The following is a 25,921-nucleotide window of genomic DNA, read 5'->3' as shown; positions in this document are numbered from 1 at the left end:
TCGAGGCCCGCGGGAAGGGTCGGCGGGGTTTGTCGTCCCCGATCCTGCCGGACCGAAGCACCTCCCCACGCGTGGCGGCAATGCGACCGGGCGTCGCCGCGCGGCTAGCTCTGTTGCACGGTCAAGCCTCGGAATAAAGGGCGAAAAGGCGCCCCGATCCGGAGGAATTCCAGATTTCCCGGGAGTGTGTTGCGATGCACCCGGACGGTCCCGAAGGGCCGCCCGGATGCGTGGCGGAGGACCTACTCGGCGGGGGCGCCGACGCGGCCCGGGCCCGCGGCTGCGCTGCTATGGCTCAGGCGCAGCACGGTGATCATGCCGACGATGCCCGCGCAGGCGATCAGCAGGAGGCCGCCGGTGAAGCTGCCGGTCCAGTCCTTGATCGCGCCGACGGCGTAGGGGGCGACGAAGCCCGACAGGTTGCCGATCGAGTTCACCACCGCGATCGCCCCGGCGGCGGCCGCGCCCGAGAGCGTCTCGGTCGGCAGCGTCCAGGTGATCGGGAGCGCCCCGAAGATGCCGAGGGCCGCGCCGGAGAACAGGATCACCTTGATGATCGGATCGCCGACGAGGGCCGCCCCGATGGTGCAGACCGACGCGCAGGCGAGCGCCGCGGCGAGGTGGTAGCGGCGCTCGCCTCTGGCGTCCGAGCGCCGGCCCCACCACAGCATGCCCACCGTGCCGACGGCGTAGGGGATGATCATCACGAAGCCGGTCTGGGCGTTGGTGAGCCCGAAGGCCTTGAAGATCTGCGGCAGGAAGAAGCCGAAGGCGTAGAGCAGCGCGACCGCGCCGAAATACACGACCGCGATGGCGAGCACCCGCGGGTTGAGGATCTCCTGGGTCAGCGGCACGTGGCCCTGGCGCGGGTTGCAGGCGGCCTCCGCGGCGAGCGTCCGCTCCAGCCACTCGCGCTCGTCCGCGGCGAGCCACTTGGCGTCGGCCGGCCGGTCGGTGAGGTAGAAGTAGGTCATCACCGACAGGATCACGGCGGGCAGCGCCTCGATCACGTAGAGCCACTGCCAGCCCTTGAAGCCGAGCACGCCGTCGAGCTCGAGCAGCAGGCCGGAGATCGGCGAGCCGATGACGCTCGACAGCGGGATCGCCACCATGAACAGCGAGACGATGCGGGCGCGGTAGGCCGCCGGGAACCATAGCGTCAGGTAGAAGATGATGCCCGGGAAGAAGCCGGCCTCGGCCGCGCCGAGGAGCAGGCGCATGATGTAGAAGCTGGTCTCGCCGCCGATGAAGGCCATGCCGCCGGAGATCACGCCCCAGCTCAGCATGATGCGGGCGATCCAGCGCCGCGCGCCGAATTTCTCGAGCGCGAGGTTCGAGGGCACCTCGAAGATGAAGTAGGTGATGAAGAACAGACCGGCCCCGAGGCCGTAGGCGGTGGCCGAGATCCCGAGGTCCCGGTTCATCGTCAGCGAGGCGAACCCGACATTGACCCGGTCGAGATAGGCGATGAAGTAGCAAACGATCAGGAACGGGATCAGGCGCCAGCTGATGCGCTTGATCGTACGGGCTTCGATGTCGGTCGTCACGGATTTGTCCTCCCGGCCGGTCGTTGATCAAGGATCCGGTGCGGCCGGGTTGCGATGGCCCGGCTCTGGCGCCCGGGATGACCGGATTGTTCCCGGTTGGCAAGAAGCGACGATCCGCGGAGGCTCCCGGACTTGTGGGACCGGCCTCTTCTGGTCTAGTGCTCCCCTCCCCCACCGGTGATGCACCGCAGCGAGGCCGCGTCGCGGCCGCGCGGGAGCCGGTGCCCGTTCGAGATGCAGAAGTTCGCCATGGTCACGCCACGCCGCGACAGCGGAGCCGACCGCCCCCAGCTCGCCGGAGCCCGGGTGCTCGTCGTCGAGGCCCGCTACTACGAGGACATCGCCGACGAGCTCCTCGCCGGCGCGACGGCCGCGATCGCGGCGTCCGGCGCCGAGGCCGTCATCGTCACCGTGCCGGGCGCGCTGGAGATCCCGCAGACCGTGGCGATCCTGCTCGAGGCCGCCGCCCGCGCCCACAAGCCCTACGACGCCGTGGTGGCGCTCGGCTGCGTCATCCGCGGCGAGACCGGCCACTACGACATCGTCGCCGGCGAGAGCGCCCGGGCCCTGATGGACCTCTCCGTCATGCTCCGCCTGCCGCTCGGCAATGGCATCCTGACGGTCGAGACCGAGGCCCAGGCCCAGGCCCGCGCCCGGGTCGCCGAGATGAACAAGGGCGGCGGCGCGGCGGAAGCGGCGCTCGCGGTGCTGGCCCTGCGCCGGGCTCAAGACGCAAGCCGGCAGGACCGCACCATCGGCTTCACCCCCCGCCGCACGGAGACCGAGTGAGATGAAGCCCGCCGAGCGCAGCGGCGCCCGCCTCGCGGTGGTCCAGGCCCTCTACGAGATGGAGATCTCCGGCAAGGGCGTGATCGACGCCCTGGCCGAGTTCGAGGCCTTCTGGATCGGCCAGGTGATCGACGAGGTCGAGCACCCGCCGGCCGAGACCGCCTTCTTCCGCGACCTCCTGCGCGGCACCGTCGAGGAGCAGCGGGCGATCGACCAGCGCCTCGACGCGGCGCTCGCCGCCGGCTGGCCCCTGCGCCGGCTCGAGGCGGTGGTCCGCGCGATCCTGCGCGCCGGCGCCTACGAGGTGATGTTCCGGCGCGATGTGCCGGTGAAGGTCGCGATCTCGGAATACGTCGACGTCGCCCACAGCTTCTACGAGGGCGAGGAGCCGGGCCTCGTCAACGCGGTGCTCGACAAGGTCGGCCGGGCGGTGCGTCCTGACGATTTCAACAAGGGGTCGCGCGCCGGGTGAGGCGGAACCGTGCCGGATCCTCTTCCTGATCCTTCGGATTAGGCAGGATGGTGCGAGCGCGCGGAAAATCCTCGTCTGTCGTCATTCGATCATTGCGACGCCCCGGCCACGGGTCTAGCTGTCGGCGGAGGTTCGGGCCGGGAACGGCGTCGCCCGCCACCCCGTCCCCCGCCGCGAGACCGCCCCCCGCGATGGCACGCCCCGATCTGCCCCGCCCCACGGAAGACGAGCTGATCGCCCGCTACTTCGCGCCGCTCGCCGGCGCCGGCGGGCTGGGCTTGCGCGACGACGCCGCCCTGCTGACGCCGAGCCCGGGCCACGACCTGGTGCTCACCACCGACGCGGTGGTGGCCGGCGTGCACTACTTCCCCGACGACCCGCCGGCCTCGATCGCCTGCAAGGCGCTCGGCGTGAACCTCTCCGATCTCGCCGCCAAGGGGGCGGAGCCGCGGGGCTTCCTCCTGACGCTCGCCCTGTCGGACGAGTGGGACGAATCCTGGCTCGCCGAGTTCTGCACGGGCCTGAGCGAGGCGGCAGCGCTCGCGAGCTGCCCGCTGCTCGGCGGCGACACCGTGCGGGCGGCCGGCCCCACGCTGCTCGGTATCACCGCCCTCGGCGAGGTGCCCTCCGGCACCATGGTGCGGCGGAGCACGGCGCAGGTCGGCGACCGGCTCCTTGTCTCGGGCAGCATCGGCGACGCGGCGCTCGGCCTGCGGCTCCGGCAGAAGCCGGCGGCCTCCTGGGGCGAGGCCCTGTCCTTTCCGGCTCGCACCGCCCTCGTCGACCGCTACCTGCATCCGCAGCCCCGCCTCGCCCTCGCGCCGGCCCTGCGGGCCCACGCCCGCGCGGCGATGGACGTGTCGGACGGGCTCGTCGGCGACCTCGCCAAGATGATGCGGTCGGCGGACCTGAGCGCCGAGATCAATGTCGAGGCGGTGCCGCTCTCCGACGCGGCCCGGGCGGCTCTCGCGGTGAAGCCTGACCTCCTCGACACCGCGCTCACCGGGGGCGACGATTACGAGATCCTCTGCGCCGCCGACCCGGAGCAGGTCCCGGCGCTGCAGGAGGCGGCCGTGCGGGCCGGCGTGCCGCTCACCGTGATCGGCACGGTGACGGAGGGCAGCGTCCCGCCGGTCTTCCGCGCGGCCGACGGCGCGATGCGCGGCTTCCGCGCCGGCTCGTTCAGCCATTTCTAGCAAAGCGCTCGAAGAGCGGACCGGACCCGCCGACGCGGGTCGCCTCAGAGCCTGTTTGAGTTGACCGACCACCGTGAAACCCTCGATGTCATCCCGGGGCCGCGGAGCGGAACCCGGGATCCATAACCGCTGACGGCGCAGGATGAAGCGGAACGCTGGCCGCCTTGCCCGGCGGCGTCGGCGGTTATGGATCCCGGGTTCTCGGCTTCGCCGAGCCCCGGGATGACGTTGAGAGATGTCGGCCTGTGTGCAGATCGATCGGCGCAACCGCTCAAACAGGCTCTCAGAGGAAGCTCTGCGGATCGACGTCGATTCCGACCCGGAGATTGCCCCGGACCTTCGGCCCCCGGGCGAGCCAGTCGCGCAGGTAGCCCTGGAGGTCGATCTCGCGCTCGGTCTTGACCAGGAGGCGGAAGCGGTAGCGGCCGCGCACCAGGGCCAGCGGCGCCTCGGCGGGGCCGAGCACCATCACGCCGGGCGGCGGCTCGGCGACGCGGGCCAGCGCCCGGCCATGGGCCTCGGCCACCTCGCGGTCGGTGCACGAGATGACGAGCGCCGCGAGGCGCCCGAAGGGCGGCAGGCCCGCGACCTCGCGCGCCGCCGTCTCCTCGGAATAGAAGCGCTCGGCATCGCCCGAGAGGAGGGCCGCGATCACCGGATGCTCGGGCTGGTAGGTCTGGACCAGGGCCCGCCCCGGCTTCTCGCCGCGTCCGGCCCGGCCCGTGACCTGCTGGAGCAGCTGGAAGGTGCGCTCGGCGGCGCGGGGATCGCCGGAGGTCAGCCCGATATCGGCGTCGAGCACGCCGACGAGCGTCAGGTGCGGGAAGTTGTGGCCCTTGGCGACGAGCTGGGTGCCGACGACGATGTCGCAACCGCCCTCGGCCACGGTCTGGAGCTCGGCCCGCAGCCGCTCGGCCCCGCCGGGAAAGTCGCTCGACAGCACGATCACCCGCTTGTCCGGGAAGGTGGCCGAGACCTCCTCGGCGATGCGCTCGACGCCCGGCCCGCAGGCGGTGAGGTTGTCGAAGGTGCCGCACTCGGTGCAGGCCTCGGGCCGCCGCTCGGCATGGCCGCAATGGTGGCAGACCAGCGCCCGGCGGAACCGGTGCTCGACGAGCCAGGTCGAGCAGTTCGGGCATTGGTAGCGGTGGCCACAGGCCCGGCATAGGGTGAGCGGCGCGTAGCCGCGGCGGTTGAGGAAGAGCAGCGCCTGCTCGTCCCGGGCATTGGTCTCGGCGATGGCCGAGACCAGGCTCGGCGACAGGTAGCGCCCGCGCGGCACCTTCTCGCCGCGCATGTCGATGGCGCGGATCTCCGGCAGGCGCCGGCCGCCGAAGCGCTCGGGCATCACCACCCGGCGATAGCGTCCGCGCTCGGCATTGACCCGCGTCTCGATCGCGGGCGTGGCCGAGGCCAGCACCACGGCAGCGTTCTCGAGCTTGCCGCGCACCACCGCCATGTCGCGGGCGTGGTAGCAGACGCCGTCATCCTGCTTGTAGGCGCCCTCGTGCTCCTCGTCGACGACGATCAGGCCGAGTTGGCGGAACGGCAGGAACAGGGCCGAGCGGGCGCCCACCACCACCTGGACCTCGCCCGAGGCGACGCCGGCCCGGATCCGCTCGCGCCGCCGCCCCCCGATCCCGGAATGCCAGGCGGCGGGCCGCACGCCGAAGCGCTTGGCGAAGCGGTCGAGGAACTGGGCGGTGAGCGCGATCTCCGGCATCAGCACCAGGGATTGCACGTCCCGGCGCAGGGCCTCGGCCACGACTTCGAAATAGACCTCCGTCTTGCCCGAGCCGGTCACGCCTTCGAGGAGCGTCACGCCTCCCTCCCCTGCCTCCCCGGCCTCGCCTCCCCCGGCCGGCGGCGCCGTCAGCGTCGCGATCAGCGCGCGGGCCGCCTCGGCCTGGGGCTCGGAGAGGGGGTCGTGGGGGTGGTCGGGATCGGGCGGCTCGGCGACGCGCTCGGGCGCCAGCGCCACGGTCTCCAGCACGCCGTCGTCGATGAGGCCGTCGACCACGCCGGCGCTGACCCCGGCCTCCAGGCTGAGCGCGCGCTTGCCCCGCACCACGCCGTCGGCCGCCACCGCAACCACCTTGGCCCGCGCCGGCGTCATCCGGCTCGGCGGCATTCCGGTCGCCCGCACGCCGACCTTGGCGGTCTCGGTGCGGCTCTCCTCCGGCAGGCGGAGCGCCATGGCGAGGGCCGAGCCCTTCGGCGCCAGGGTGTAGCGGGCGATCCACTCGACGAGGCGGCGGAGCGCCGGGCTCAAAGCCTCGACGCCGATCCGGCCGGTGACGCGCCGCAGGTTGGAACCGGCGCCGTCGCGCAAGGACCACACCACCCCGACGGTCTCCCGCGGCCCGAGCGGCACCTGCACCACGTCGCCCTCCGCGAGGGTGAGCTCGGGCGGGACGGCGTAGCTGTAGGCCTGGTCGAGGGCGAGCGGGATCAGGACGTCGGCGATCGGGGCGGTCATCGGGCTTTGCAGTCGGGCAGCATGTGATCGTTCATATAGGAACGGTCACGCCGGCTCGCCCCCGGAGGACTCCTCATCCTCGCCGATGCGCCGCCGCACGCCCCACTCGGCGAGCACCGCGTTGAGGTCGTCGAGGATGAAGTGGCGGGCGCTGTCCTGGTCGTAGCCCTCCTCCAGGAGGGAATCGTACTCAGTGAAGACGTGGCGGGCGTAAGCGACCATGCCGAGCCAGGCCGCGTTCTCGGGCGCGGCGCCGCGCAGGCCCGGGCTCGCCAGCGCCCGGTCGACGATCGCCTCCGCCTCGAATTCCGGCACACGCGGCGCCAGGCGGGAGAGCGCCGCCTCCACCGCCTCGCGGCGGGTGGGGAGCGTGCGGCGGGGCGCGGGATCGGGGCGGCGGTTCATCGGCGTCCTTCGCGGGCGGGAGGGCGCCCGCCGCGCGGCCCACCGCGCGCGAGCGGAGCCGGCGACAGGCCGGCTCCGCGGAACAGCCCCGTACAGAAGGGGGAGGTTCCGGCGGCGGGTGCTGCGCTTGCTTCGAAAAGGTCACTCCTCCGCGGCGAACCGGCCGTGGCAGTGCTTGTACTTCTTGCCCGAGCCGCAGGGGCAGGGCTCGTTGCGGCCGACGCGGCCCCAGGTTCCGGCATCGTCGGGGTTGCGCTCCAGCACCGGCGCGTCGGCGTTGAGCGCCTGGCCGGCGAACTCGTAGGCCCCGCCGCCGCCGCCGGCCGCGCCCTCGGCATAGGCGAACTCGTTCTCGCCGGTCACCGGATCGAGGTGCTGGGCGAACATCGGCGGCAGGCCCTGCGGCTCCGGCTCCTGGTACATGATCTCGACCCGCATCAGCTGGCCGGTGACCTGCTCGCGCAGGGAGCCGACGAGGCTGTTGAACAGGTCGAACGCCTCCGACTTGTACTCGTTGAGCGGATCGCGCTGGGCGATGCCGCGCCAGCCGATCACCTGGCGCAGGTGATCGAGGGTGACGAGGTGCTCGCGCCAGAGATGGTCGAGGCTCTGGAGCAGCACCTGCTTCTCCACGTAGGCCATCACTTCGGGCGTGTTGCGGGCGGTGCGCTCGGCGTAGGCCTCGTCGGCAGCCTTGCGCAGGCGCTCGCGGATCTCCTCGTCGGCGATGCCCTCTTCCTTCGCCCAATCCTCGACCGGCACGTCGAGGTTGAGGTCGCGGGTGACGCTCTCGCGCAGGCCGGCGATGTCCCACTGCTCCGGATAGGCGTCCTCCGGCACGTGGCGCGCCACCACGTCCTCGATCACGCCCTGGCGCATCTCGTCGACGGTGTCGCGGACGCTCTCCTGCGCCATGAACTCGCGGCGCTGCTCGAACACGACCTTGCGCTGGTCGTTCATGACGTTGTCGTACTTGAGCACGTTCTTGCGCATGTCGAAGTTGCGCGCTTCGACCTTCTGCTGCGCCTTGGCGATCGCCTTGTTGATCCACGGATGGATGATCGCCTCGCCCTCCTCGAGCCCGAGGCGCTGGAGCATGCCGTCCATGCGGTCGGAGCCGAAGATCCGCATCAGGTCGTCCTGAAGCGAGAGGTAGAACTTCGAGCGGCCGGGATCGCCCTGGCGGCCGGAGCGGCCGCGCAGCTGGTTGTCGATGCGCCGGCTCTCGTTGCGCTCGGTGCCGACGATGTAGAGGCCGCCCGGCAGCGCGACCTTGCGGCCGGCGGCCGGGTCGGCAGGCTCGCCCGAGGCCAGCACGCGCGCCCGGTTCTGCTCGATCTCGGCCTTGAGCGCGGCGATGCGGGCGTCGCGCTCCGGCCCCTCGGGGACGTTGGCGAGCTCCTGCTCGATGCGCATGTCGAGGTTGCCGCCGAGCTTGATGTCGGTGCCGCGGCCGGCCATGTTGGTGGCGATGGTGATCGCGCCGGGCACGCCGGCCTCGGCGACGATGTAGGCCTCCTGCTCGTGGAAGCGGGCGTTCAGCACCGCGAAGCGCTTGGTCACCCGTCCCTCGCGGGCCGCCGCGTAGACGTCCTCGAGTGCCGACGGGTCGCTGTAGTCGAGCGGGGTGTAGCCGTGCTTGACCAGCAGGCTGGCGAGGTGCTCCGAGCGCTCGATCGAGCCGGTGCCGACCAGGACCGGCTGCAGGCGCGCATGCGCCTTGTCGACCTCCTTGATGATCGCGGCGTATTTCTCGTCGACGGTGCGGTAGACCTCGTCGTCCTCGTCGACGCGCTCGACCTCCTTATTGGTCGGGATCTCGACCACTTCGAGGTTGTAGATCTCCTGGAACTCGTCGGCCTCGGTCGAGGCGGTGCCGGTCATGCCGGCGAGCTTCTTGTAGAGGCGGAAGTAGTTCTGGAAGGTGATCGAGGCGAGCGTCTGGTTCTCGGGCTGGATCGTCACCCGCTCCTTGGCCTCGAGCGCCTGGTGCAGCCCCTCCGAGTAGCGCCGGCCGGGCATCATGCGGCCGGTGAACTCGTCGATGATCACCACCTCGTCGTTGCGGACGATGTAGTCCTTGTCGCGGGTGAACAGGGTATGGGCGCGCAGAGCCTGGTTGACGTGGTGGACCAGCGTCACGTTGTGGGCGTCGTAGAGGTCGCCCTCCTTGAGGATGCCGGCCTCGCGCAGCAAGTCCTCGATGTGCTCGTTGCCGTTCTCGGTCAGCGAGACCGTGCGCTGCTTCTCGTCGAGGTCGTAATCCTCGCGCACGAGGCGCGGCAGGATCGCGTCGATCGTGGTGTAGAGGTCGGAGCGGTCGTCGATCGGCCCCGAGATGATCAGCGGCGTGCGCGCCTCGTCGATCAGGATCGAGTCGACCTCGTCGACGATCGCGTAGTTATGGCCGCGCTGGACCATCTGGCCCAGCTCGTACTTCATGTTGTCGCGCAGGTAGTCGAAGCCGTACTCGTTGTTGGTGCCGTAGGTGATGTCGCAGGCATAGGCCGCCTTGCGCTCAACGTCGTCGAGGCCGTGCACGATGATGCCGGTCGTGAGCCCGAGGAAGCGGTAGACCCGCCCCATCCACTCCGCGTCGCGGCGGGCGAGGTAGTCGTTGACGGTGACGACGTGCACGCCCTTGCCCGACAGGGCGTTGAGGTAGGTGGCGAGCGTCGCCACCAGGGTCTTGCCCTCGCCGGTCTTCATCTCGGCGATGCCGCTCTCGTGCAGCACCATGCCGCCGATCATCTGCACGTCGAAGTGGCGCTGGCCGAGCACGCGCTTGGCCGCCTCGCGCACGGTCGCGAAGGCCGGGACCAGGATGTCGTCGAGGGTCTTGCCGGCGGCGAGCTCGGCCTTCAGGGCGTCGGTGCGGGCGCGCAGGGCCTCGTCGGACAGGGCCGCCAACTCGGGCTCGAGGGCGTTGATGGCCTGGACGCGGGGTCGGTATCCCTTCACCCGGCGGTCGTTGGACGACCCGAAGATCTTCTTGGCAAGGGAACCCAGCATCGTGAACCTGCGATCGATCGTAACGGTAGTGGCGCGCGCCGCGGGCGCCTTATAGGCCCATATAGGGAGCCGTGCACCCAAAAGGCAGCGGGCGCGGGAGCACAACCGTGGCCGTGCTGCGAAAGACGGGGGGCGGAGGATGGATCCGCCGCTTGATTCCCGTCCCGGCACCGCTCTAGCTGCCGTTCCGACGACAGCATAACGGCCGCTCGGGCAATGAAGCGGCCGGGGAGGATGACATGACACGTTTGAGCCGGGCGCTCGCCCGCACCACCGCCCTCGTCGCGGGTCTCGCTCTCGCGGGCGCCGCGCAGGCGCAGACCGCGCAGAAGGGCGCCTCCGACGGCGTGGTGAAGATCGGCATCCTCAACGACCAGTCCGGCGTCTACGCCGATTTCGGCGGCCGCGGCTCGGTCGAGGCGGCGAAGATGGCGGTCGAGGATTTCGGGGGCAAGGTCCTCGACGTGCCGGTGCAGATCGTCGACGCCGACCATCAGAACAAGCCGGACATCGCCTCGAACATCGCCCGGCAATGGTACGACACCGACAAGGTCGATGCCATCATGGAGCTGACCACCTCCTCGGTGGCGCTCGCGGTGCAGGGCCTCTCCAAGGAGAAGCGCAAGATCACCATCGTCGATGGGGCCGCCACGTCGGATCTCACCGGCAAGCAGTGCACGCCGTACGGCTTCCACTGGGCCTACGACACCCACGCGCTCGCGGTCGGCACCGGCGGCTCTCTGGTCGAGACCGGCGGCGACACCTGGTTCTTCCTCACCGCCGACTACGCCTTCGGCTCGGCGCTCCAGGCCGACGTCACCCAATACGTGACCCAGAAGGGCGGCAAGGTGGTGGGTGCGGTGCGTCATCCGCTCAGTGCCCAGGACTTCTCGTCGTTCCTGCTCCAGGCGCAAGGCTCGGGGGCCAAGATCGTCGGACTCGCCAATGCCGGCCTCGACACCTCGAACGCGATCAAGCAGGCGGCGGAATTCGGCATCGTCCAGGGCGGCCAGCGCCTCGCGGCCCTGCTGTTCACGCTGTCGGAGGTGCACGGCCTCGGCCTCAAGGCGGCGCAGGGCATCGTGCTGACGGAAGGCTATTACTGGGATCTCGACGACCAGGCCCGGGGCTTCGCCAAGCGCTTCATGGCCAAGACCGGCAAGATGCCGAACATGATCCAGGCCGGCACCTATTCCTCGGTGCTGCACTACCTGAAGGCGGTGAAGGCCGCTGGCACCGACGACACCGATGCGGTGGCGGCCAAGATGCGCGAATTGAAGGTCGACGACTTCTTCGGCCGCGGCGGCACGGTGCAGGCCAACGGCCGCATGGTCCACGACATGTACCTGTTCCAGGTCAAGTCGCCGGCCGAGTCGAAGGCGCCGTGGGACTATTACAAGCTGCTGGCGACGATCCCGGGCGACAAGGCGTTCCTGTCGGCCAAGGCGAGCGGCTGCCCGCTGACGCAGTGAGGCCTTGGACCAGGGGAGTCGTCCGGCTCCCTCCACGACGATGACACCCTCGATGTCATCCCGGGGCCGCGCAGCGGAACCCGGGATCCATAAACGCCGACGGTTCAGGATGAAGCGGAGCGCGGTCAGCTCCCTCTCGCACACTCCGCGGTTATGGATCCCGGGTTCCGCTGCGCGGCTCCGGGATGACGCGGAGCATCGGAAGCGGGGCGCCCCGTCCGGGACGCCCCTCCTCGACATCACACGAAGAACTGGCCGCCGTTGATGGACAGCGTCGAGCCGGTGATGAAGCCCGCCTGCTCGCCGGCCAGGAACTCGACCGCGCGGGCGATTTCTTCCGCCTCGCCGAGGCGGCCGACCGGGATGTGCGGCAGGATCTTGGCCTTCAGCACTTCCTCGGGGATCGCCTTCACCATCTCGGTGCCGATGTAGCCCGGGGCGATCACGTTGACGGTGATGCCCTTGTTGGCGTTCTCCTGCGCCAGCGCCTTGGCGAAGCCGATCACGCCGGCCTTGGCGGCGGAGTAGTTGGTCTGGCCCATCTGGCCCTTCTGGCCGTTGATGGACGAGATCAGGATGATGCGGCCGTACCCGCGCGAGCGCATGCCGTCGATCAGCGGACGGGTGCAGGTGAACATCGAGTCGAGGTTGGTGCGGATGACCGCCTGCCACTGCTCGAAGGTCATCTTGTGGAACATGCCGTCGCGGGTGATGCCGGCATTGTTGACCAGGATGTCGATCGGGCCGAGCTCGGCCTCCGCCGCGCGGATGCCGGCCTCGCAGGCCGCGGCGTCGCCGACGTCGAACTTGAAGACCGGGATCCCGGTCTCGCTCTTGAAGGCCTGCGCGGCCTCGTCGTTGCCGCCGTAATTGGCCGCGACCTTGTAGCCGGCGTCCTTCAGACCTTTCGAGATCGCAGCGCCGATGCCGCGCGTGCCCCCGGTGACCAGTGCGACGCGTTCTGCCATGTGCCCTCTCCTTGTGAGCGTTCGAGCGATCCGTCCCTCGGCGCGCTTCCGTGGTACTTTACGGAAGGCCGCCGTTCCACAACGAAGGCGGGTGCTGTCCCGCTTCTTTAAGTGCTAACTGTAGTGGAGCGGCCGGGCTCCCGGCCGCTCCTGATCTCAGCGTAATATTTCAGAGCGCTCTTACCGCTCGAGACACATCGCGACGCCCATGCCGCCGCCGATGCAGAGCGTCGCGAGGCCCTTCTTGGCGTCGCGCCGCTGCATCTCGTGCAGCAGGGTGACGAGGACGCGGGCGCCGGACGCGCCGATCGGGTGGCCGATGGCGATGGCGCCGCCGTTCACGTTCACCTTCGAATCGTCGAAGCCGAGGTCCTTGTTGACCGCGAGCGCCTGCGCCGCGAAGGCCTCGTTGGCCTCGATCAGGTCGAGATCGGAGGCCTTCCAGCCGGCCTTCTCGAGGGCCTTGCGCGAGGCCGGGATCGGGCCGGTGCCCATGATCTTCGGGTCGACGCCGGCGGTAGCCCAGGAGGCGATGCGGGCGAGCGGCTTCAGGCCGCGCTTCTCGGCTTCCGCCGCCGACATCAGCACCAGGGCGGCGGCGCCGTCGTTGATGCCCGAGGCGTTGCCGGCGGTGACCGTGCCGTCCTTCGAGAAGGCCGGCTTCAGCTTGGCCATGCCCTCGGGGGTCGCGCCCTCGCGGATGTACTCGTCGGCATCGACCACCACGTCGCCCTTGCGGCCGGGCACGGTGACGGGGGCGATCTCGTCCTTGAAGCGGCCTTCCTTCTTGGCGGCCTCGGCCTTGTTCTGCGAGCGGGCGGCGAAGGCGTCCTGCTCCTCGCGGGTCAGCTGCCACTGCTGGGCGATGTTCTCGGCGGTGTTGCCCATGTGGTAGCCGTTGAAGGCGTCCATCAGGCCGTCCTTCAGCATCGTGTCGACGAGCTTCAGGTCGCCCATCTTCTGGCCGCCGCGCAGGTACTGGGCGTGGGGCGCCATCGACATAGATTCCTGGCCGCCGGCCACGATGATGTCGGCGTCGCCGTTGGCGATCTGCTGCATGCCGACCGCGACGGTGCGCAAGCCCGAGCCGCAGAGCTGGTTGAGGCCCCAGGCGGTCTTCTCCTGCGGGATGCCGGCGGCCATGGCGGCCTGGCGGGCCGGGTTCTGGCCCTCGCCGGCGGCGAGCACCTGGCCGAAGATCACCTCGTCGACCTCCTCGGGGGAGACCTTGGCCCGCTCCAGCGCCGCCTTGATGGCGATGGCGCCGAGCTTGTGGGCCGGCACGGTGGCGAAGGCCCCGTTGAACGAGCCGACCGGCGTGCGGGCGGCACCCACGATGACGATATCTGACTTCTCGGCCATGCGCCTCTCCTCGACCCTCTCCCAGCGTCACGGGATGCCGGCGGCCCGCTTCCGGCGGCTCTCGTCCCGCGTGCTTTGGGGTGGATGAAAGCGTTGCCCTGCGCGAAGTCAAGGCGTGCACGGCCGGTTCTCGCTCTGGCAGCGCGGCCAGTTTGCGTGGACGGCGCGCAGATTGCTATTTTCGCCAGCACACGAAGGCCTTAAGGTCCAATCATGAGAACCGGTGAAAATTCGACTCGCCCGGCGCCGACCAGTTCCGGTCGGGTTCGGCAGCAGGCTCGGCAAGAGGGAGGCCACGCACCGATGGCGGAGAGCGGCAAGTCGACACCCACCGTCATCAAGAAGTACGCCAACCGGCGTCTCTACCATACGGGCACCTCGACCTACGTGACCTTGGAAGACCTCGCCGCGATGGTGCAGGCCGGCGAGGATTTCGTGGTCTTCGACGCCAAGTCCGGCGAGGACATCACCCGCTCGGTGCTGACCCAGATCATCTTCGAGCAGGAGAACAAGGCCGGCGCCGAGAACCTGCTGCCGGTGGCCTTCCTGCGCCAGCTGATCCGCTTCTACGGCGACAGCATGCGGGCGATGGTGCCGAGCTTCCTCGAATACTCGATGGATCATCTCGCCCGCGAGCAGGACGGCCTGCGCGAGAAGATGTCCCAGACCTTCGGCCCCACCGCCTTCCAGCACGCCATGGAGGAGCAGGTGCGCGCCAACATGAGCTTCTTCAGCGAGGCCATGCGGATGTTCACGCCGTTCGGTGCGGGCGGGCAGCCCGGCGCCGGGGACAAGCCGGCGGAGACGCCGGTCCCCGCCCCCGCCGCCCCCAAGGGCGAGCTCGACGACCTCAAGCGCCAGATGGCCGAGATGCAGACCCGGCTCGAAGCCCTGGCGAAGAAGTAGCGGGGCGACGAAGGCGCGGGAGGGAACACGGCAGGCGGCTTGCGGCGTTGTCTGTCGTCACCTCGTCAGGGCCGCCACCATGTCCCAGCCCGATACGCCCGTCCCGGACCCGGACGCCCCCGGCCGGGCCCTCGTCCCGATCGGGGTCTCCGAGACATCCCGGGCCGTGCCGGCCCGGCCGCTCGCGACCTTCCTGGTCCAGCTGATCGACGGCCCGGGCGGTAGCTTGCGGCCGTCGCGGCGCGACCGTTCGCGGATGGCCTCGGCGCGGTACGCGGCCGTCGGGAGCGTCGACTGACGCCGGCCGGGTCAGGGACCGCTCCGGTCGCCCCTACGCCACCGCCGCCTCCCGCTCCCCCACCCGCGGCACCAGCGCCATCAGCGAGCGCAGGGCCGGGCTCGCCTCGCCCGACCAGACCAGGTGCGTGCGGTTGATCCGCAACGAGGCCGGCAGCGCGTGGCGCGCAACCGCATGGCCCAGCACCGCGTGGTCCAGCACCTCCGCCGGCACGATCGCCGCACCCGTTCCGGCAGCCACGCAGGCGACGATGGCGTGATAGGAGCTCATCTCCAAGATCCGCTCCGGCGACCGGCCCTCTGCGGCGAGCCACTCGAACAGGCGCTGGCGGTAGGAACAGCCATGCGGGAAGGCGACCACGGTCCGGAACGCCGCACGCTCGTCCGCGCTCGTTGCAGCCGTCTTCGTTGCAGTCGTCTTGGCCGTGATCAGCACCAGCTCCTCGTCGAAGGCCGGCATCGCCGACAGGGTGCCGCGCTCGAACGGCTCGGAGACGAAGGCCGCCTCGACCTCGTGGCGCTCCAGCTGGCGCAGCATCGCCCGGGTCGTGCCGGTCTGCAGCTCGATCGTCACGTCGGGATGGCGGGCGTGGAACGTCGACAGGATCGGCGGCAGCCGGGCGCCGGCGGCGCTCTCGAGCGAGCCGAGCCGCAGGACCCCGCGCACGCCGCCGCCGCGTAATTCCCGCTCGGCCAGGTCGGCCAGCTGCAGGAGCTTCTCGGCATGGCCGAGAAGGGTGCGCCCGGCCTCGGTGAGGGCCAGCGTGCGGCCCTCGCGGCGGAACAGCGCGACGCCGAGCCGTTCCTCGAACTGCTTGATCCGGGTGGTGACGTTGGACGGCACCCGGTTCAGCAGGCTCGCCGCCCGCGTCACCCCGCCCTCCCGCACCACGGCGCGGAAGATGTGCAGGTCGTCGAGGTCCATCATTCTCATAGAGAGAATGATGCGTCACGAAAATTCATTTTTCAAGACGGAGCGGCGGGTGTCAGATCGCCCGCATGAGCATCACGGACCTTCCCCTCGCCCGCCCCCGGACAACCGGCCCGCTCGCGCCCCCGGCCAACGGCCCGGTCGTCGCCGGCGGCATCCTCGCCCTCGCGGTCGCCATGGGCATCGGCCGCTTCGCCTTCACGCCACTCCTGCCGCTGATGCTGCGCGACGGCGCCGTGACCGGCACGGTCGGCGCCGAATGGGCGGCGGCCAACTATGCCGGCTACCTCGTCGGGGCGCTGACGGCGGCGTGGTTCTCGGGCGATCCGGGCCGGGGCCTGCGCCTGAGCCTCGCCGGCGTGGCGCTGACGACGCTCGCCATGGCGGGGGCCGGCAGCCCCGCGCCGGCCGTCCTTGGCGCCGCCCTGCGGGCGGCGGCCGGATTGTTCAGCGCCTGGGCGCTGGTCTGCGCCAGCGGCTGGTGCCTCGCCGAACTCGCCCGCCGGCAGGCGCCGCGTCTCGGGGCCTGGATCTATACCGGCGTCGGCCTCGGCATCGCGCTGGCCGGCCTCCTCGCCTGGCTCGGCGGGCGCCAGCCGGCCGTTCATCTGTGGCTCGAACTCGGGGTGGTGGCGACGGCCGGTGCCCTCGCCGTGGGGCTCCTGTCGCGCCGGCAGGGCGCCGAGCCATCCGGCCCGGTGGAGCGCGAGGCCGCGGCCACCGTCCGGGGCGCCGGCCAGGGCGGCCTGATCCTGTGCTACGGCACCTTCGGTTTCGGCTACATCGTGCCGGCGACGTTCCTGCCCGCGATGGCGCGGGAGCTGAGCCCCGACCCGCTGGTCTTCGGCCTGGCCTGGCCCCTCTTCGGCCTCGCCGCAATCGTGTCGGTCGCGGTCGCGGCCCGCGCGCTGGCGGGGGTGCCGCGCCGGCGGCTCTGGGCGGCGGCGCAAGCGGTCATGGCCCTCGGCACCGTGCTGCCGCTCGCGGTCCACGCCCTCTGGGCGGTCGCGGCCTCGGCGCTGCTCGTCGGCGGCACCTTCATGATCGCCACCATGGCGGGGCTGCAACTCGCCCGCGAAGCGCGCCCCGACGCGCCGACGCCGCTGCTCGCCCGGATGACCGCCGCCTTCGCGGCCGGGCAGATCCTCGGCCCGCTCCTGGTCCGCGCCCTCGGGCCCGGGCGCTGGGGGCTCAATGCCCTCGACCTCACCGGCGCGCTCGCGACGCTGCTCCTGGTGCTCACCGCCCTCTGGCTGTGGCGGGCCGGCCGCGCCCCGGCCTGACATCGCCGGCCTGACGAGGCCCACAAACGAGAACGGCGCCCGCGAGGGGCGCCGTCATCCCGTGCCGGTCATCGGCGGCGCATTCCGCGCCGCCACGCCGGATCACGCGTCGGACTTGACCTTCAGCACCTGGCGACCGCGGTACATGCCGGTCTTCAGGTCGATGTGGTGCGGGCGACGCAGCTCGCCGGAATCCTTGTCCTCGACGTAGGTCGGGGCCTTGAGGGCGTCGGCGGAACGGCGCATGCCGCGCCGCGACGGAGAGGTCTTTCGCTTCGGAACGGCCATTGAAACTACTTCCCGTGCAACAAAACAGGCGCGAGGCCGCCCCGGGCGGAGCCGCCGCGCGCGTCGCGAACCTGTTCGGAGCGGGGTCTATAGAGGAGACGCGCCGCCCTGGCTAGGGGACAAGCGCCAGAAAAACCGACGCTTGCGGCCAGAGATCCATACAGATCCATTAAGCCGCCGTTCAACGGCGAAGGCGGCATGATGCCCTTGCCGCTCGGGAACCGAGACCCGACCCAGACAGCGGCACGATCGGAGCGTCCCGATGATTCGTCTCCCCCGCCTGACTCGTGCGCTGACCGTCGCCGCCCTGCTCGGCGCCGGCCCCGCCCTGGCCCAGACGCCCGCACCCTCGACCACCCCCACGGCCCGCCCGGCCCCGACCGCCCCGGCTCCCACGGCGCCGGCGGCCCCCAAGGCCCCCGAGGCCCCGAAGGTCGCGCCGGCCGGCAAGCCCGCCCTCATCGACCTCAACAGCGCCTCCAAGGAGGAGCTCGAGACCCTGTCCGGCATCGGGGCGGCGCGCTCCGAGGCGATCATCAAGGGACGGCCTTATCGCGGCAAGGACGAGCTCCTGTCGAAGAAGATCGTCCCGTCGAACGTCTACGAGGGCATCAAGGACAAGGTCATCGCCCGCCAGAAGAGCTGAGCGGGCATCCTTGCCGGCCTAACGGAGGGGTGATAGGCGCCGGGGAGCCTTTTTCGACGCTTCCCGGACGCCTCATTCATGCCCCACCGCCTGCACCGCGGCGACCTGCCCGACGATTACGTGCCGGGCCCGGCCATCGCGGTCGACACCGAGACCCTCGGCCTCCAGCCCCACCGCGACCGGCTCTGCGTGGTGCAGATCTCCCGCGGCGACGGCGAGGCCGACCTGGTGCAGATCCCGCGGGTCGGTCCCGAGCCGGTGGTGCTCAAGCGGGTGATGGCCGATCCGGCGGTGACCAAGATCTTCCACTACGCCCGCTTCGACCTCGCGGTGCTGTATCACCGCCTCGGCGTGATGCCGGGACCGGTCTACTGCACCAAGATCGCCTCGCGCCTCGCCCGCACCTACACCGACCGGCACGGCCTGAAGGACCTGGTGCGCGAGCTGGTCGGCATCGATCTGTCGAAGCAGCAGCAATCCTCGGATTGGGGCGCCGACACCCTGACCCAGGCGCAGATCGACTACGCGGCCTCCGACGTGCTCCACCTCCACGCCCTGCGCGAGCGGCTCGACATGATGCTCGCCCGCGAGGAGCGCACCGCCATCGCCCAGGCCTGCTTCGACTTCCTGCCGACCCGCGCCCGCCTCGACCTGCTCGAATGGGACGAGACCGACATCTTCGCGCATAGCTGAGGGGTCAGGGGCTCTTGCGAGAACGGCGGGACGAAGCGTCGCCGTTCTGTTAACCTGCCGGCCATAACTTCGACACCGGGCCGGAGCATGACGGGGCGCTGACGTCCCGCCGGACCCCGGCACGATGCAGGTGGCCACGACCTTGCTGCAAGCTTCCCCGCTCGACGCGCTCCCCTCCGCGGGCCTCGATCCCCGGCGCCTGCGCGCCCATGCCCGGGCGCGCCGCCACAGCGCCCAAGTGCGCTGGCTGCGGCGCGCGATCCCCCTCGGGGCCGGCGCGGCGGGCTTAGCCATCGTGGTCGGCACATGGCTCAATCCCTTCGCCGATCTCGGCGTCTCGGTCAGCCTCGGCTCGATCGGCGTCTCGGGCTCGAAGGTGACGATGGAGAGCCCGCGCCTCTCGGGGTACCGCTCGAAGGACAACCGCCCCTACGTGGTCACCGCCAAGGCGGCGCTCCAGGACGTGCGCAAGCCCTTCGTGATCGAGCTGCAGAACATGCTCGGCCGCCTCACCACCGACGAATCGGGGGGGCTGGCTCATATCGAGGCGACGGCCGGGATCTTCGACACCCAGAAGGAGGCGCTGGACTTGAGCCAACACATCCGCCTCTGGACCGACAAGGGCCAGGAGGCCCGGCTGACCTCGGCCCATGTCGACTTCAAGGCCGGCGCGATGTCGTCGCGCGAGGCCGTCACCGTCACGATGCCGACCGGCTCGATCAAGGCCGACGGGCTGGAGGTGACCGAGAGCGGCAAGACCATCTCGTTCGTCGGCAACGTCAAGGCGGTCTTCACCAGCCACGCCCCTTCAGAATCCTCGGACGAGACTCCGCCGCTGCGGACCACCGAGGCCCAGATCAAGGACGATTGAGCCCGTGCGTCCCCGTCTCCCGGCCCTCATCCCGGCCCTCTCGGCGCTCGGCTGCTTCACCCTTGGCGCCCTCGCCCTCCCCTCCGTCCCGCGGGCCGAGACCCAAGCCGCGGCGCCCGCCAAGAAGAAGGAGGCCGGCTCCGGCTTCGGCGCCTTCGGCAGCGGCGGCGGCAAGGAGCCGATCAAGATCGATGCCGACCGGCTCGACGTGTTCGACCGCGAGAACAAGGCGGTCTTCGCCGGCAACGTCGTGGCGGTGCAGGGCGAGAGCACCATCCGCTGCTCCAGCATGACCGTGCACTACCAGCGCAAGGAGAAGGACCCGAAGGGCAAGGGAGCCGAGGCCAAGGCGCCCGAGGTGAAGCCCGACGCGAAGGCGTCCATCGCCCAGCCGGAGGCCAAACCCGTCGAGAAGGCGGCGAAGGTCGAGGTGAAGGCCGAGCCCAAGGCGGAGGCCAAGGCCGAGAAGGCGTCCGACCCGACCGACGGCAGCGCGATCCGCCAGGTGGTCTGCGCAGGACCCGTCACGGTCGTGTCGAAGGACCAGGTGGCGAGCGGCGACAACGCGGTGTTCGACCGGGTGGCGAACCGGGTCGTGCTGACCGGCAACGTGGTGCTGAGCCAGTGCCAGAACGTCACCCGCGGCTCGCGCCTCGTCTACGACATGAATACCGGCCGGGCGAACATGGACCCGGTCGCAGGCGGGCGTGTGTCGGCGATGTTCGTGCCCGGCGGCAAGGACGACAATGCCAAGGGCAAGCAGGCGGGGTGCGCGCAGCCGGCCGGGCAGGCGGGGAAGGCGGCGCCGAAGCCAAGGGGATAGGTGGGGAAGCGGCTGATCCCTGACAGATGCTCAGAGGTCTAAACGTGATTGGCTTGACGGTGCGAATGGCTGATGAAGGAAGGCAGTCGATCTACCTGAAAGAGTTGCGTAGGGCGGTCGCGAGCCCCGAGGGATTATCCCAGGCCATCGAATGTCCGGCTTCGGCAACGACCTCGATAGAGCAACCATAGTGTTGAAGGCGTTCGAAATCTTTATTCGGTAACGAGCGGGCGCCAAAAATCACCGTCTTTGGTATCATCATCTCGTAGAGCGTTTTGCGCCAACTGGGTGCAGACCCCGCTACCAACGAGCTTGCTCCACGATGGATCGCGTATGCGGCGCTCCGAGCCAGCGAACTCGCCCAGATTACATTGCCATTTGCCCGAGCGTTGTTGGCTGTTTCTTGGTGGCCGCGCGTCACATAGTCATGTTCCGGCATTGACGCGATTTGCTTGCTGAACACGCCACCTCCTGCATCAAGGTTCGGCTCCCCAAGCGCGATGCGACGCACTTTTCCGCCAAGCTGGGCCGCCGTAGCGATTGCGATTGCTCCACCCATACTGTGACCAAAGAGTGAAATTGGCTCTGAGCAGACTTCGGAGATGAAGCTCGCAAGGACTTTGGCGTGCTCTTCGATTGTGTAAGCAAAGTCGGTCGGACGTTCGCTGAAGCCAGATCCAAGGAGATCGACCAATATGATGCGCTTTCCGACAAGGCAAGGATCTGATGCAACGGCCGGATAATCGCATGAGGACGCACAGCCTAGCCCATGTATTAAAACAATCGGCGTTCCACCGCCTGGCATATCATGATACATCAGGTTGGCTGCCAGCCACGGAACCTTGAATGCCTTCATGGTGAATTCCCGTCAGAGGTGTTGGCGAGAAAAATCCAATTGTGTCCCTCAGGCATGGCCGCGCTGGGTAGAGAGGGAACCGATAAACGGTCAAGCTGATCCGTTTTTGGCTCGAACTCGGTCGCCGAGTAATTCTCTCCCGCACGGGGGAAAGGCACCACGCGTCATTTTAAAATCATCTTGCAGAATGCGGCAGCCCGGCGATCATCTCGCCGGGCCGTCTCATCCCGCTTACGCCGACACCAACGGCGTCCCCGCCTCAGCCGCGCTGTCAGCCTCGACCGCCAGCACCTCCTGCCCCTGCGCCTCCACCACGGCCGCCGCCGTGATGTTGACGATGCCGCGCGCCGTCACCGACGGGGTCAGGATGTGGGCGGGCTTCGCCGGCCCGAGCAGCAGCGGACCCACCGGCAGTGCGTCGGCGAGCATCTTCGAGAACTGGAACGCGATGTTGGCGGCATCCAGGTTCGGCATGATCAGCACGTTGGCCTCGCCCTTGAGGCGCGAGCCCGGCAGCACCTTGTCGCGGATCGCCTGCGACAGGGCGGTGTCGGCCGCCATCTCGCCGTCGACCTCGAGGTCGGGGGCGCGCTCGCGCAGCAGGTTCAGCGCCTGGCGCATCTTGCGGGAGGAGGCGGTGTCGAACGAGCCGAAATCGGCGTGGCTGACCAGCGCGATCTTCGGCGACAGGCCGAAGCGGCGGGCGGTGTCGCCGCAGGCGATGGCGACGTCGGCGATCTCCTCGGCGCTGGGGTCGGGCCGCACATGGGTGTCGGCGATGAAGTAGGCGCCCTTCGAGGTGACGATCAGGCTGAGCGCCGCGAAGTCGCGGGCGCCGGGAGCCAGCCCGATGATGTCGCGGATCACCCGGAGCTTGCTCTCGAACCGGCCTTCGAGGCCGCAGATCAGCGCGTCGGCCTCGCCGCGGCGCACGGCCAGCGCGCCGATCACCGCGTTGTTGGTGCGCACCAGCGTGCGGGCGCCGTCCGGCGTGATGCCGCGCCGCCCGGCGAGGTCGATGTAGGTCTGGACGTAGGTGCGATAGCGCGGATCGTCGTCCGGGTTGATCAGCTCGAAGTCGCGGCCCGGCTGGATCGCGAGGCCGAAGCGCTTCAGGCGGGTCTCGATCACGTTCGGGCGGCCGATCAGGATCGGCTTCGCCAGCCCCTCCTCGACGATCGCCTGGACGGCGCGCAGCACCCGCTCGTCCTCGCCCTCGGCGTAGACGACCCGGCGCGGATCCTCCTTGGCCGCGGTGAAGACCGGCTTCATGATGAAGCCGGAGCGGTGCACGAACCGGTCGAGGGATTCGGCATAGGCCTGCACGTCCGGCAGCGGCCGTTTGGCGACGCCGGTATCCATCGCGGCCTGGGCGACGGCCGGGGCGATGCGCAGGATCAGCCGCGGGTCGAACGGGCTCGGGATCAGGGAGTGCGGACCGAAGGGCCGCGCCTCGCCGCCATAGGCGCGGGCGACGACGTCGGACGGGGTCTCGCGGGCAAGTCCCGCGATCGCCTTCACGGCCGCCGCCTTCATCTCCTCGTTGATCGTGGTGGCCCCGACGTCGAGCGCCCCCCGGAAGATGTAGGGGAAGCACAGGACGTTGTTGACCTGATTCGGGAAGTCCGACCGGCCAGTGCAGATCATCGCGTCCGGCCGCTTCTCCTCGGCCAGCGGCGGCATGATCTCCGGATAGGGGTTGGCGAGCGCCAGGATCAGCGGCTTCTCGGCCATCCGCTCGAGCATCTCGGGCTTCAGCACGCCGCCGGCCGAGAGGCCGAGGAACACGTCCGCGCCCGGAATCACCTCGGCCAGCGTCCGGGCCTCGGTCTCCTGGGCGTAGACCGACTTCCAGCGGTCCATGAGTTTCTCACGGCCCTTGTAGACGACGCCCTCGAGATCGGTGACGACGATGTTCTCGCGGCGCGCGCCCAGCGACACGAGCTGGTTGAGGCAGGCCAGAGCCGCGGCGCCGGCGCCCGAGGTCACGATCTTGACGTCGGCGATCTGCTTGCCGGCGAATTCGAGGCCGTTGAGCACGGCCGCCGCCACGATGATCGCGGTGCCGTGCTGGTCGTCGTGGAAGACCGGGATGTTCATCCGGGCCCGGCAGCGCTCCTCGACCTCGAAGCATTCCGGCGCCTTGATGTCCTCCAGGTTGATGCCGCCGAAGGTCGGCTCGAGCGCCGCCACCACGTCGACGAGCTTGTCGACGTTCTTCTCGTTCAGCTCGATGTCGAAGACGTCGATGCCGGCGAACTTCTTGAACAGGACCGCCTTGCCCTCCATCACGGGCTTGGAGGCGAGCGGGCCGATATCGCCGAGGCCGAGCACCGCGGTGCCGTTCGAGACCACCGCGACGAGGTTCTGCCGCGCCGTCAGGGTCGCGGCCTCCTCGGGATCGGCGGCGATCGCCTCGCAGGCGGCGGCGACGCCCGGCGAGTAGGCGAGCGCGAGGTCGCGCTGGTTGCCGAGCGGCTTGGTCGGCTGGATCTCCAGCTTCCCGGGTCTCGGATGACGGTGATAGAACAGCGCGCCGCTCTTCAGATCGTCCGAAATGTTGCTGCTCACCGCGTTCTCTCCCCGGATCGCCCGAACGCTCGGGCCCGCCGCCCCGCCCGCGACTCACGACGGTGACCGCGGGTGAAGGATTTCCTGCACCGCCTGCGGCAGGGGCGCAACCCTCACAACGAGACCCGCCTGCATCTCGCCAGGCTCGCCGCCCGCCACGGCTTCCGGATCGGCCCGTACTCCTACGGCAGGCCGAAGATCCGCTTCCCGGAATCGGGGGCGCGACTGTCGATCGGCCCCTATTGCTCGATCGCCGACAAGGTCGAGATCCTGCTCGGGGGCAATCACCGCACCGACTGGGTCTCGACCTATCCGTTCGCGGCGATGCGCGGCCTGTGGCCGGATCTCGACGCGCCGGAGGCGTACCACGCCTCACGGGGCGACGTGGTCATCGGCGCCGACGTCTGGCTCGGATCCGGGTGCCTGATCCTGTCGGGCGTCACGGTCGGCCCCGGTGCCGTGGTGGCGGCCCGCGCGGTGGTCACCCGCGACGTGCCGCCCTACGCGATCGTCGCCGGCAACCCGGCCCGGGTGATCCGCCACCGCTTCCCGCCGGAGACCGTGGCGGCCCTGGTCGAGACCGCCTGGTGGGACCTGCCGCCGGAGCGGGTGCGGGCCCTGGTGCCGCTCCTCCAGAGCGGCGAGGCCGAGGCGCTGGTGCGGGCCCTGAGGGCAGAGCCGGTCAGCCGATGATCCAGCTAGCGGCGAGGCCGGCGGTGGCCGCGAAGGTCACCGCCACCGTCGCCCAGCCCAGCACCGTGACGAGCCGGCCGTTGACCCGCTCGCCCATCATCATCGGGTCGCTCGTCATCAGCATCATCAGGCAGAGGAGCGGCGGCACCGAGACGCCCTGCACGATGCCGGACCAGACCAGCGCCCGCATCGGGTTGAAGCCGAGGAAGTTCAGGCCGACCGCCACCGCCGTCACCGCCGCGATGGTGCCGTAGAACAGCTTCGCCTCCGAGGGCCTGGCATGCAGGCTGCCCTCGCGGCCGAGTCCCTGGACGAGGTCGTAGGCCGCGCCCGTCGTCATCACCGGCACCGCCAGGAAGCCGACGCCGACGATTCCGAGGGCGAAGAGAATCTTGGCGCCGGAGCCGGCCAGGGGTTCGAGGGCCGAGGCCGCCTGTGCGGCGCTGTCGATCGCGGTCTGGCCGGCCGGGTGCAGGGTCGCGCCGGTCGACAGGATGATGAAGTAGAGGATCAGGTTCGAGAACAGCATCCCGGTGATCACCTCGCGCCTGGTGCGCCGCAATTCGGCGTCGGTGGCTCCCTTGCGCTGGCGTAAGCTGTGGCGGCCCTGGCCGATCTCCTCCTCGACCTCCTGGTTCGACTGCCAGGTGTAGATGTAGGCCGAGAGCGAGGTGCCGATGCAGGCGACGATCATCGCCAGCGCGTCGCCGTCGAGGGCGAGGTGCGGCACGAAGGTGCGGGACAGGATTTCTGCCGGATCGGGCCGGGCCATGATCGCCGCGGCGACGTAGGCGAACAGCGCCAGGGCCAGCCAGCGGAAGAGGCGGCGCAGGAGCGCGTAGGAGCCGAGGATCTGGAAGGCCAGGATCACGGCTGCCGCGATCACGACGATGAGCGGCACCGGCAGCGGCACCAGCAGGTTGAGGGCGGCCCCGATGCCGCCGAGATTGGCCGCCGCCTCGATCACGTTGCCGGTGAAGGCGCCGAGCATCGCCGGGTAGAGGATCCAGCGCGGGTAGCGGTCGCGCACGGCCGCGAACAGGCCCTTGCCGTAGACCTGGCCGAGCTTCGCCGAGACGTAGACCACCACGACCATCATCGGCAGCAGGACGGGGGCGATCCACAGGAATCCGAGGCCGAACTTGGCGCCGGCGCTGGCATAGGTGCCGATCGCGGACGGATCGTCGTCCGCCGCCCCGGTGATCACCCCGCCGCCGACGAGGCGCAGGAGGCCGGGCTTCTTCCGGAGTTCGGGGGTCGGATGGTCGGGCGCCGTCATGCTCCCTCGGAGTATATGAAGTCCGAAGGCCTAACTGTTCGAAACGGTCCGGGTTCGCGGCGGCACCGGGAGAGGGCCTTGG

23 protein-coding genes are annotated in these 25,921 nt (G+C 70.1%); 12 read left to right on the top strand and 11 right to left on the bottom strand.

The window, feature by feature from the left end:
- Positions 1 to 242: 242 nt before the first annotated feature.
- Positions 243 to 1,547, bottom strand: coding sequence for an MFS transporter (locus tag BM430_RS00455; protein ID WP_093564236.1), 1,305 nt, complete (start codon positions 1,545 to 1,547; stop codon positions 243 to 245).
- A 249-nt stretch (positions 1,548 to 1,796) separates the two neighbouring features.
- Between BM430_RS00455 and ribH the strand changes: the two genes are divergently transcribed.
- The 3 genes from ribH (at position 1,797) to thiL (ending at position 4,004) form a co-directional block, all read left to right on the top strand.
- Positions 1,797 to 2,336 (top strand): 6,7-dimethyl-8-ribityllumazine synthase, encoded by a 540-nt coding sequence (gene ribH, locus BM430_RS00450; protein WP_093564721.1) that lies wholly within the window; start codon positions 1,797 to 1,799, stop codon positions 2,334 to 2,336.
- 1 nt (position 2,337) lies between these two features.
- Positions 2,338 to 2,808 carry a transcription antitermination factor NusB gene (gene nusB / locus BM430_RS00445; protein ID WP_093564234.1) on the top strand — a complete coding sequence of 157 codons (471 nt, stop codon included), beginning with the start codon at positions 2,338 to 2,340 and terminating at the stop codon, positions 2,806 to 2,808.
- 191 nt (positions 2,809 to 2,999) lie between these two features.
- Complete coding sequence (thiL, locus tag BM430_RS00440) at positions 3,000 to 4,004, top strand: thiamine-phosphate kinase (RefSeq protein ID WP_244539238.1); 1,005 nt, start codon at positions 3,000 to 3,002, stop codon at positions 4,002 to 4,004.
- 283 nt (positions 4,005 to 4,287) lie between these two features.
- Here thiL and BM430_RS00435 read toward each other — a convergent pair whose 3' ends face one another.
- The 3 genes from BM430_RS00435 to secA form a co-directional block, all read right to left on the bottom strand.
- Positions 4,288 to 6,483 (bottom strand): primosomal protein N', encoded by a 2,196-nt coding sequence (locus BM430_RS00435; RefSeq protein ID WP_093564232.1) that lies wholly within the window; start codon positions 6,481 to 6,483, stop codon positions 4,288 to 4,290.
- 45 nt (positions 6,484 to 6,528) lie between these two features.
- Positions 6,529 to 6,888 carry a DUF2293 domain-containing protein gene (locus BM430_RS00430; protein ID WP_093564230.1) on the bottom strand — a complete coding sequence of 120 codons (360 nt, stop codon included), beginning with the start codon at positions 6,886 to 6,888 and terminating at the stop codon, positions 6,529 to 6,531.
- Between the two features lie 141 nt (positions 6,889 to 7,029).
- A complete protein-coding gene (secA, locus tag BM430_RS00425) occupies positions 7,030 to 9,900 on the bottom strand; it encodes a preprotein translocase subunit SecA (RefSeq protein WP_093564228.1) in 2,871 nt (956 codons plus the stop codon).
- Positions 9,901 to 10,139: 239 nt separating this feature from the next.
- Between secA and BM430_RS00420 the strand changes: the two genes are divergently transcribed.
- A complete protein-coding gene (locus tag BM430_RS00420; RefSeq protein ID WP_093564226.1) occupies positions 10,140 to 11,372 on the top strand; it encodes an ABC transporter substrate-binding protein in 1,233 nt (410 codons plus the stop codon).
- A 239-nt stretch (positions 11,373 to 11,611) separates the two neighbouring features.
- On the opposite strand, the gene phbB is transcribed toward BM430_RS00420, so the two are convergent.
- Both phbB and BM430_RS00410 read right to left on the bottom strand, forming a co-directional pair.
- Positions 11,612 to 12,340, bottom strand: a complete 729-nt coding sequence (phbB, locus tag BM430_RS00415; protein ID WP_093564224.1) for an acetoacetyl-CoA reductase — start codon at positions 12,338 to 12,340, stop codon at positions 11,612 to 11,614.
- A gap of 180 nt (positions 12,341 to 12,520) precedes the next feature.
- The gene (locus BM430_RS00410) at positions 12,521 to 13,702 is read right to left on the bottom strand and encodes an acetyl-CoA C-acetyltransferase (protein ID WP_093564222.1); all 1,182 of its coding nucleotides are present in this window, start codon (positions 13,700 to 13,702) and stop codon (positions 12,521 to 12,523) included.
- Between the two features lie 303 nt (positions 13,703 to 14,005).
- Here BM430_RS00410 and phaR point away from each other — a divergent pair, with 303 nt between their 5' ends.
- The gene (phaR, locus tag BM430_RS00405; RefSeq protein ID WP_093564220.1) at positions 14,006 to 14,608 is read left to right on the top strand and encodes a polyhydroxyalkanoate synthesis repressor PhaR; all 603 of its coding nucleotides are present in this window, start codon (positions 14,006 to 14,008) and stop codon (positions 14,606 to 14,608) included.
- 79 nt (positions 14,609 to 14,687) lie between these two features.
- Positions 14,688 to 14,906 carry a hypothetical protein gene (locus tag BM430_RS00400; protein WP_093564218.1) on the top strand — a complete coding sequence of 73 codons (219 nt, stop codon included), beginning with the start codon at positions 14,688 to 14,690 and terminating at the stop codon, positions 14,904 to 14,906.
- Positions 14,907 to 14,939: 33 nt separating this feature from the next.
- On the opposite strand, the gene BM430_RS00395 is transcribed toward BM430_RS00400, so the two are convergent.
- The gene (locus BM430_RS00395) at positions 14,940 to 15,830 is read right to left on the bottom strand and encodes a LysR family transcriptional regulator (protein ID WP_177302874.1); all 891 of its coding nucleotides are present in this window, start codon (positions 15,828 to 15,830) and stop codon (positions 14,940 to 14,942) included.
- Between the two features lie 74 nt (positions 15,831 to 15,904).
- On the opposite strand from BM430_RS00395, the gene BM430_RS00390 reads away from it, so the two are divergent.
- The gene (locus BM430_RS00390) at positions 15,905 to 17,119 is read left to right on the top strand and encodes a YbfB/YjiJ family MFS transporter (protein WP_093564214.1); all 1,215 of its coding nucleotides are present in this window, start codon (positions 15,905 to 15,907) and stop codon (positions 17,117 to 17,119) included.
- Between the two features lie 102 nt (positions 17,120 to 17,221).
- On the opposite strand, the gene rpmF is transcribed toward BM430_RS00390, so the two are convergent.
- Positions 17,222 to 17,407 carry a 50S ribosomal protein L32 gene (gene rpmF / locus BM430_RS00385; protein WP_048425702.1) on the bottom strand — a complete coding sequence of 62 codons (186 nt, stop codon included), beginning with the start codon at positions 17,405 to 17,407 and terminating at the stop codon, positions 17,222 to 17,224.
- 262 nt (positions 17,408 to 17,669) lie between these two features.
- Between rpmF and BM430_RS00380 the strand changes: the two genes are divergently transcribed.
- The 4 genes from BM430_RS00380 to BM430_RS00365 all read left to right on the top strand — a co-directional run bounded on the left by BM430_RS00380 (position 17,670) and on the right by BM430_RS00365 (position 20,440).
- On the top strand, positions 17,670 to 18,053 hold the full coding sequence (locus BM430_RS00380) for a ComEA family DNA-binding protein (RefSeq protein WP_093564212.1): 384 nt from the start codon (positions 17,670 to 17,672) through the stop codon (positions 18,051 to 18,053).
- A 78-nt stretch (positions 18,054 to 18,131) separates the two neighbouring features.
- Positions 18,132 to 18,746, top strand: coding sequence for a ribonuclease D (locus BM430_RS00375; protein ID WP_093564210.1), 615 nt, complete (start codon positions 18,132 to 18,134; stop codon positions 18,744 to 18,746).
- A gap of 142 nt (positions 18,747 to 18,888) precedes the next feature.
- Positions 18,889 to 19,617, top strand: coding sequence for an LPS export ABC transporter periplasmic protein LptC (lptC, locus tag BM430_RS00370; protein ID WP_244539237.1), 729 nt, complete (start codon positions 18,889 to 18,891; stop codon positions 19,615 to 19,617).
- A gap of 4 nt (positions 19,618 to 19,621) precedes the next feature.
- Positions 19,622 to 20,440 carry an LptA/OstA family protein gene (locus BM430_RS00365; protein ID WP_244539236.1) on the top strand — a complete coding sequence of 273 codons (819 nt, stop codon included), beginning with the start codon at positions 19,622 to 19,624 and terminating at the stop codon, positions 20,438 to 20,440.
- A gap of 91 nt (positions 20,441 to 20,531) precedes the next feature.
- Here the strand turns inward: BM430_RS00365 and BM430_RS00360 are convergent, their stop codons facing one another.
- Both BM430_RS00360 and BM430_RS00355 read right to left on the bottom strand, forming a co-directional pair.
- Positions 20,532 to 21,296, bottom strand: a complete 765-nt coding sequence (locus BM430_RS00360; protein ID WP_093564206.1) for an alpha/beta fold hydrolase — start codon at positions 21,294 to 21,296, stop codon at positions 20,532 to 20,534.
- Positions 21,297 to 21,527: 231 nt separating this feature from the next.
- Complete coding sequence (locus BM430_RS00355; RefSeq protein WP_093564204.1) at positions 21,528 to 23,867, bottom strand: NADP-dependent malic enzyme; 2,340 nt, start codon at positions 23,865 to 23,867, stop codon at positions 21,528 to 21,530.
- Between the two features lie 84 nt (positions 23,868 to 23,951).
- On the opposite strand from BM430_RS00355, the gene BM430_RS35130 reads away from it, so the two are divergent.
- On the top strand, positions 23,952 to 24,560 hold the full coding sequence (locus tag BM430_RS35130; RefSeq protein ID WP_093564711.1) for a CatB-related O-acetyltransferase: 609 nt from the start codon (positions 23,952 to 23,954) through the stop codon (positions 24,558 to 24,560).
- Here BM430_RS35130 and BM430_RS00345 read toward each other — a convergent pair.
- Complete coding sequence (locus BM430_RS00345; protein WP_093564202.1) at positions 24,550 to 25,839, bottom strand: NRAMP family divalent metal transporter; 1,290 nt, start codon at positions 25,837 to 25,839, stop codon at positions 24,550 to 24,552. The two genes, BM430_RS35130 and BM430_RS00345, sit on opposite strands and share 11 nt — an antisense overlap.
- Positions 25,840 to 25,921 lie beyond the last annotated feature (82 nt).

Origin of the sequence: Methylobacterium sp. 174MFSha1.1, from assembly GCF_900116815.1 — a bacterium.
Taxonomy (GTDB): domain Bacteria; phylum Pseudomonadota; class Alphaproteobacteria; order Rhizobiales; family Beijerinckiaceae; genus Methylobacterium.
Note: the sequence above shows the minus strand (reverse complement) of the source record. Positions and strands in the feature narration are given on the sequence as shown.